Annotated in this window: 5 protein-coding genes and 1 pseudogene; 2 read left to right on the forward strand and 4 right to left on the reverse strand. The window is 42.2% G+C overall.

Annotated features, from left to right (window positions below; all coding sequences use genetic code 11):
• Positions 1 to 469: integrase core domain-containing protein (locus AS194_RS00975; protein ID WP_152978575.1), on the forward strand; the 469-nt coding region annotated here is incomplete at its 5' end.
• Between the two features lie 39 nt (positions 470 to 508).
• On the opposite strand, the pseudogene AS194_RS13855 reads toward AS194_RS00975, so the two are convergent.
• The 3 genes and pseudogenes from AS194_RS13855 to AS194_RS00990 all read right to left on the reverse strand — a co-directional run.
• Positions 509 to 661 (reverse strand): annotated as a pseudogene (locus AS194_RS13855) (IS3 family transposase); the annotation flags it as partial.
• A 226-nt stretch (positions 662 to 887) separates the two neighbouring features.
• On the reverse strand, positions 888 to 2,432 hold the full coding sequence (locus AS194_RS00985) for an ATP-binding protein (RefSeq protein WP_058023634.1): 1,545 nt from the start codon (positions 2,430 to 2,432) through the stop codon (positions 888 to 890).
• A 1-nt stretch (position 2,433) separates the two neighbouring features.
• Positions 2,434 to 3,156 (reverse strand): heavy metal response regulator transcription factor, encoded by a 723-nt coding sequence (locus tag AS194_RS00990; RefSeq protein ID WP_057760064.1) that lies wholly within the window; start codon positions 3,154 to 3,156, stop codon positions 2,434 to 2,436.
• 362 nt (positions 3,157 to 3,518) lie between these two features.
• Here AS194_RS00990 and AS194_RS13860 point away from each other — a divergent pair, with 362 nt between their 5' ends.
• Positions 3,519 to 3,680, forward strand: coding sequence for a hypothetical protein (locus AS194_RS13860; RefSeq protein ID WP_227511550.1), 162 nt, complete (start codon positions 3,519 to 3,521; stop codon positions 3,678 to 3,680).
• Positions 3,681 to 3,791: 111 nt separating this feature from the next.
• Here AS194_RS13860 and AS194_RS01000 read toward each other — a convergent pair.
• Positions 3,792 to 4,995 (reverse strand): RNA-guided endonuclease InsQ/TnpB family protein (locus tag AS194_RS01000; protein ID WP_058023636.1); only part of this gene is annotated, 1,204 nt, incomplete at its 5' end.

A 4,995-nucleotide genomic window follows, 5' to 3' on the forward strand; every position in this document is an offset into this window, starting at 1 on the left:
AAGCTGGAGCATGGACTTTATGCACGATGCCTTAACTGATGGTCGTGCTATTAGACTGTTTAATGTCATTGATGATTATAACCGTGAAGCATTAACCATAGAGGCTGATTTCTCACTACCGGCTCAAAGAGTGATACGCAGTTTAAACCAGCTTATAGAGTACCGAGGTAAGCCTAATCAAATCAGGTGTGACAATGGCCCTGAATATATCAGCAATGATTTAAAGGATTGGGCAACTAAGCAAGGTATCGTTATCGAATACATTGAGCCTGGCAATCCTCAGCAAAATGGCTTTGTTGAACGATTTAATAAGACAGTGCGTTATAATTGGCTTAATCAAGAACTGTTTGATAGTTTAGATCAAGTGCGGCACCAGGCTGAAGCTTGGCTGTATCACTATAATAACGAAAGACCCAATATGGGTAATGGTGGCTTTACGCCGTTTCGGAAACTTAATATGGCAGCTTAGTTCTACTTATTTGGTGTTTTAAATTTGGGGGTATTTCCCTTGAATATTTGGAGGAATGGTTTTATCAATGTGCTTTTTATGCCATGATCGTAGGGTCTCAGGCGTGCAACCTATCTTTGGCGCTATGGCTGACCAGGTGGATGGGTAGTCGTCTTTAGCTTCAGTTAGCATACGGACGGCGCGCTCTTTCATTTCAGGGGTCGCGCTCTTTCATTTCAGGGGTCGCGCTCTTTCATTTCAGGGGTATAGTTTCGTGTTTTCATTGTCGTATTCTCTTGGAGCGTTGAGTCTCCGACAATCCCGGGGCGGTTCAATATTCAAGTCCTCACTAGGGTACTGTTATTACTATCTTAACATTCTATTAATTCATCGATCTTTAAAGTTCATAAAATCCAAGCTTCATAGAAGATAGTCAATACTAGGCCATCAATAACTCTACAGTGACCTCAAAATAATACTCATCTTTGATAGCAATATTTACTTTGCCTTTATGGGCATGAGCGATAGCCCGAACAATAGACAATCCTAGTCCTGTCCCTAAATGTTGACTGCTTGTCTTATCATGACGATAGAATCGTTCAAACAGCTTTTCAGCTTCACTCTGCTCTAGTGGTTTGTCTAAGCGATTAGTTAGGACGATTTTTAACAATCGTTGTTTTGCGGCTAGAGCCTCTTCTTTTGAACCATCAAGGCCGATGCCTGAGGTAATGATGGTAGCTGATACTGTGATAGTACTGGCACTCGCAGCGTAATAGATGGCATTTGACAGCAGATTAGCAAATAATCGCTGAAGCAAACCTTCATCACCTAATACTGTCACAAATTCACCCGATTTTTCAAAAGTGATCTCACGATCCTCGGCGAGCATTTCATAGTAATCAACGAGCTTGGTGATTAAGCTGTCCGTATCCACGTGACTGATTTGCGAGTCACTCAATCCTTTTTGGGTTTTTGCCAGCAGTAGCATATTATTTATCATGGCTGACAGCTGCTCTAACGTGTCATGCTGATGATGTAGCTGCTCAATATATTCATCGCCCGCTCTTGGTTTATTTAACATGACTTGCGTTTGCGTGCTGAGTGTCGCTATTGGAGTGCGCAGCTCATGGGCGATATTGTCTGAAAACCGTGACAATGATTCAAAATTACTTTCAAGCTTGGCCATCATCGAATTGTAAGATTCTGCTAGTGGTCGCAGCTCTAACGGCATATCGCTGACCGTGACTCTGTCATCCAATCTGTCAGGATTCATTGTTTTCATCTTTTGGACGATGGTCGCCAAAGGTGCAAAACCCCAGTACACACTCAACGCCGCTACTGAGACGAGTAACAAGGTAATCGCGAACAAAATCATACTAAGCTGACGATTGAACTGTAATAAATACTGATGATGCACATCTATAGGCAGTGCGATAAGCGCGAGCATTTTGTCGTCTTCAATGACCATTGCTCGATAGTATCGGCTATTGATATTCATCACAAACTGTTGCTTATCATTATCTTGTTTCAGTGATGACAGATTAAACCTTTCCCCTAGCTCTTGAGCAAAGTTATTGGGGGTACTAGACAGTATCTGCCCTTCTTTATTAGCGATAATGGTTTTTAGATCGTAATCTAGCCAAGAAGAATGCTGATGATCAGCTTCCTCTGATATCACTGCGGTAGAAGTATCTCCATCACGCATTACGTCAGGTGCCGCTCTTAGCGGCTGTTGACTATTCAATGGATATTGAGAGCTAGGTAGGGTTTGAGAAGTTATAGGGCTACTAGGTTCTATCACTCGTTTACGTAGGTTAAAAGCCGCATGGGTCATAATCTCAGCGTCCATTTGCTCAAAATGGCCTTTAACAGAACGCTGTATCCATATATAAATAATAACCTGCGATATAACAACAAATATCGTGAGCAATAGCACAGTACGCCATAATAGTGGCAAGCGCCGATTATCAAACCTATATTTCATATTAGACATTGCCAGCTTCGTGAGATGGTTTGCTATCAAGCGCTGTATCGACAGCTTCTAACCGATAGCCCATCCCGCGCACCGTATGAATCAGCTTTGCGTCATGATCATCGTCTATTTTTATACGCAGACGCCTTATCGCCACATCAATCACATTGGTATCATTTTCAAAGTTCATATCCCATACTTGGGAGGCGATGATTGAGCGTGGAAGCACTTCACCGCGACGCTCTAATAAAAACTGTAGTAAGGAAAACTCTTTTGCCGTGAGCTTAATAGGCTTATCTCCTCTATGCACCGTACGCTTGCCAATGTCCATCTTGAGATCCGCTATTTGCATAATCGTACTTTGATAGTCGGCTTGATTGGCACGTCGTAATAAGCTTTTCATCCTAACGATCAATTCTGCAAAGGCGAAAGGTTTGGTCAAATAATCATCACCACCAATCTCAATCCCCTTTATCTTGTCACTTAAGTCATCTTTTGCGGTTAGAAATAGCACGGGCGTATGCTTGCCAGCCGCTCGGTAATTACGCACCAGCTCAAAACCACTAACGTCAGGTAGCATCACATCCATCAGTATCACGCTAAATTCTTCCGTCATCAATGCATGATATCCATCTAATCCTGTTAGCTGATGATCCACGATAAACCCAGCTTCGGTTAAGCCTTTTTTTATATACTCGCCAAGCTTCAATTCATCTTCTACCAGCAGTACTTTCATGGTAATTCCTCAATACGGTCATGATTGTTTAACGTTCTAACCAGCACAGGTGACAACATTGATGGGTAACTGACAAAGATGTCATGTGCTCGTAATCAGACTGTCAGTTTTATTTTGCTAATCTATATAAACGGTACATAGGTGCTCGTTTCCAATGCCTAGCTACTATCCAATACTTAGCTACGATGAATTATTTTTATCGGTAATCAATGTAAACAACTTACAAAAGAGGTTTTATATGAAAATTCACGGCTCATTCAAAAAAAGCAGTACTGCTATCAGTCTCTGTACTTATTGGTACTACCACTGCCAATGCGCATACGACTGATCTAAGCACCTCAATCATCAATAACTGCGATGCTGTGACTGAGTTTGCAAAAAACTTGGATCATAACGATGCTCAGCTCTCAAATTCACAAATGAAAAGCTATATCGATGCGAGGGTGGCTTGTGAGATTGAACACAAAGATCAACATCTACAGTCTGAAAAATACTTTATCAATAAATATGGTAGCGATAAGTAACATCAGCTCTGATGTCATACTAAAGGATTATTGACAACATTAAAAACCATAATTGACACACTCCCACCACTTTCGCGAAGCTCAAGTGGGGGATTCTAAAAGCAGATGCTCTTAGGCGACTTTCTCACGAAGGTCGCTTATTTTCTGTTTCAACGGGCGACCTTTACTGCATCCTCCCTCCGCAGACAAAACGGCATGTCCTGCCGCTAATATGTTACGAGCCGCATTAAAATCAGCGTTCGCAACATACCTACATTTGACGCACTCAAATTTTGACTGAGTTTGTCTGTTATCGACAGCGATATGATGGCATTCAGAGCAGGTTTGGCTAGTGTATCGTGGGTTTACCTTAATCAGTAACCCACCGCGCCATTGTTGCTTGTACTCAAGCATATTGACCATCATGCCCCAGCCTTGATCTAGGATGGATTTATTTAATCCTGATTTGGCTTTGACATGATGACCTTTGTTCTCCACCGTACCACTGGCTGATTTTGACATATTGGCGACTTTTAAATCTTCACAAGCAATCATGGCGTGGCTTTTGCTGATGCTGGTGGTGATTTTATGCAAGTAGTCATGTCTGATATTGGCAATGTGGCTGTGGAGTTTTTGAATCTTGCGGTTTTGCTTTTTCCAGTTCTCACTGAATTTTACTTTCTTTGCTAGCCCTCGTTGCAGCTTGGCAAGTTTGAGTTGATTGGCTTTAAAGCTATTCTTAGGTTTAATATATTCACCGTTTGAGGTGGTGAGTAGTTTGCTGATGCCCACGTCTAAGCCAATGGCGCTTGTGGCAGGATGGCGTGGGTTCTCATCCAGTTCGCGCTCTGTGCCAAACGACACATACCAGTGCCCCGATTTCTTGCTAATGGTGACATTTTTAACCGTGCCGATGATGTCTTGCGATTTTCTAAACTTCACCAAGCCCACGCCATTCGGTAGTTTTACTCGATTGCCCTCAACACGGCAGTATTTGTCAAACTGAACCAAGCGAATTGAGTCACGCCCATCTGATTTGCGCTTAAATTTTGGCATCAACGGGCGTAGCTGGATTTCTGTGCCATCAGCCAGTTTAAAGAACTTGGGTTTGCGAGGTTTCTTTTTATTTTCTTTCAATCTGGCATGTACTTTAGGATCAAAGAAACGCGACCAAGCCGATGCCAGATCACGTACTTTTTGTTGTAAAGATACAGCGTTTGAGCTGGTTTTTAAGAACTCGAAATCAGGGTTGCTCTTTAGATCCATGATTTTATTAACAAGGTTCGTGGCATTGATAAACTCATCTTTAGCAAACATCTCAAATGAGATCGCTAGC

This window comes from Psychrobacter piscatorii (genome assembly GCF_001444505.1).
Classification (GTDB): domain Bacteria; phylum Pseudomonadota; class Gammaproteobacteria; order Pseudomonadales; family Moraxellaceae; genus Psychrobacter; species Psychrobacter piscatorii_B.